The sequence below is a fragment of the Polaromonas sp. P4_H1 genome (assembly GCF_056400945.1).
Map to the genome: position 1 here is coordinate 1 of NZ_JBFUKG010000038.1, position 1,995 is coordinate 1,995.

Consider the following 1,995-nt stretch of genomic DNA (forward strand, 5'->3'; position numbering starts at 1 on the left):
TTGAAAGCGCCATCGCCTTCCTGGGCGTAACGCGCCAGCAGTGCATATGCGGCCTTCGCGCCAATGCCAAAGCGCCGACACAGCTCGCGCCGGTTGGCGCCTTCTTGCAAGGCCAGTGCCACGAATTCGCGTTTGATGTCCATCAGGTCTCTCGGTTGCCAAGGCATGCCCTTCTCCTTGCGCCAATGGCGCTGAAGAAGTGTTTCCTATGTCTCCGAACACCTGTTGCGTATGTGCCCAGTCCATACACTTCGCCAAAGAAACCTAAGGAAAAGAAAGGCGACCCGCAGTCTGGGTCCTTGCGCTTCGCTCCAGGCAACCTGCGCTGCTCGATTACGGCGGGGGTCCGCAGAACTCGCCTGCGGCTCAAACAACTGCGGCCCTGATCCCGCCTCCATCTGCGCTGCTCGGCCCAGCCACACGGGTGGGGAGCGGATAGCAATACAAAATACACAAATACCAAGACCACAAGGACACGCCATGGCGTGTCCTTGCTTGTCTTCGGTGTCCGGTTTGTGGTTTTTGGCTGTTTTTCTTCAACCCCTTCTGTCTGCGCCGAGGAGCACAGGGCCAGGCGGATCAGGGATCGCGATTGTCTGAGCCGCAGGCGAGTTGAGCGAGACCCCGCCTGGACCGAGCACCGCAGGTTGCCCGTAGCGCAGCGAAGGGACGCAGACAGCAGGGTCGCCTTTTCTTTTGCTTACTTTTATTTTGGCGAAGCTGTATGGACCGGACACATGGTGGACAGGTGTGCGGAGACATGGTTGACGGTTTGAATTAATCCACAACCGGCTGTCGCAAGTCAATTTCCAGGCAGTGGTGGTGTGCGAAATAGACATCGAACACGCCGTCCTCCCCCTCCCGCACACGCACTGCGACGGCCTGCCTGTGCAACGCACTGGACAGCTTGTAGGTATTGCCGCGAAACCTCAACTCCCCGAACCAGCCCACCTGTCTGACCTGGTCGTCCGGCGCGTATTGCGGGTGTGGCACCACTGCAGGAAAGCGTCTCGGGCTGTGCCTGTAGCGGCTGGCCGGCACAGCCATCTGCAACGCTTCATGGGGGCGCTCGTGGTTATAGACCCCGCGCCAGTGGTCCAGCGCTGCCTGTACCCGCTCAAAGCTCTCGAAGGTGCGGCCGTTGAGCACTTCCGCCTTGAGGGAGCGGTGAAACCGTTCGTCCTTGCCGTTGGTCTGCGGGTGGTACGGACGGCTGTGGCTCACCCGGATACCGAGTCTGACCAGCCACACGCCCAGGTCCGTCAACTGCCCGGGCGAGCGCGGCGCGCCCCACGGTGCGCCATTGTCAAAGTTGATCTGCCCTGGTAGCCCGTACAGCTCGAAGGCGCGCCTCATCTGCACCTGCACCGTGTGCGTATCGGTCTGCCCGCAGGCGTGCAGCGCTACGTTAAAGCGCGAGTGGTCGTCCAGCATCGTCAGCGGCGAGCAGCGTCCCTGCGGGATGTCGAAATGGCCCTTGAAATCTGCTTGCCACAGCGCATTGGGCTCTTCGCGTTCAAAGCGTTGCCAATGTGCTGCCGCCTGGCTGGCTTCGGGGGTGATGAGTCCGTGACGGTGCAGGATGGACGTCACGGTGCTGGGCGCCACTTGGGCCAAGTCCAGATCGCGCAACCGCCGGCTGATCTTGCGCCCGCCCCAAGCCGGGTGCTCGCGGCGCAGGGCCAGCACGGACCCCTCGATCAAGGCGGGCGACGCGCCCGGACTGCTCAGCGGCCTGCGCGAGCGCTCTGCAAGCCCGGCTCCGCCTTCGGTGGCATAGCGCTGCAGCCATTTGTAGCCCGTCTGCGGGCTGATCCCGAAGCGCCGGCACAGCTCACGGCGATTCGCTCCATCTTTCGTAGCCAGTGCGACAAATTCCTGTTTCAGACTCATGGTGTCTTGTGCTTTCCAAGGCATGGTGATCCTCCGGCAAATTCGCCGGAAAGTGTCCACCATGTCCCCGCACACCTGTCACCTATGTCCCCGGTCTATACA

The 1,995-nt window shown here is 62.0% G+C and carries 2 protein-coding genes; both read right to left on the minus strand.

All coding sequences use genetic code 11. From position 1 onward, the window contains the following. Positions 1 to 167, minus strand: a 167-nt coding sequence (locus tag AC1DS5_RS24900) for a helix-turn-helix domain-containing protein (RefSeq protein WP_477720922.1), incomplete at its 3' end; no start/stop codon positions are given. 610 nt (positions 168 to 777) lie between these two features. Next, positions 778 to 1,917 (minus strand): IS481 family transposase, encoded by a 1,140-nt coding sequence (locus AC1DS5_RS24905; protein WP_477720921.1) that lies wholly within the window; start codon positions 1,915 to 1,917, stop codon positions 778 to 780. Positions 1,918 to 1,995: the final 78 nt, after the last annotated feature.